We start from the raw sequence: 320 nt of genomic DNA on the forward strand, positions 1-320 counted from the left end.
TGGTCGACGTCCGCTCGTACACCCAGGTCAGCGGCATGCCGTTCAAGGCCGAGCAGCTCGCCACCGTGCTCAAGGAGACCGTCCATGGCTGAGCCCCTCGCCCTCGTCCCCCGGGCCGAAGCGGCCCTGTCGGCGAAGGACTTCAAGTCCGATCAGGAAGTGCGCTGGTGTCCCGGCTGCGGCGACTACGCGATCCTCGCCGCCGTCCAGGGCTTCATGCCCCAACTCGGCCTCGCCAAAGAAAACATCGTCTTCGTCTCCGGCATCGGCTGCTCCTCCCGCTTCCCCTACTACATGAACACCTACGGGATGCACTCCAT

At 65.3% G+C, this 320-nt stretch carries 1 pseudogene; it reads left to right on the forward strand.

From position 1 onward, the window contains the following. Positions 1–84: 84 nt before the first annotated feature. Positions 85–320 (forward strand): annotated as a pseudogene (locus ACSNOG_RS33100) (2-oxoacid:ferredoxin oxidoreductase subunit beta); the annotation flags it as partial.

The sequence above is a fragment of the Streptomyces sp. URMC 124 genome (genome assembly GCF_051386455.1).
Taxonomy (GTDB): domain Bacteria; phylum Actinomycetota; class Actinomycetes; order Streptomycetales; family Streptomycetaceae; genus Streptomyces.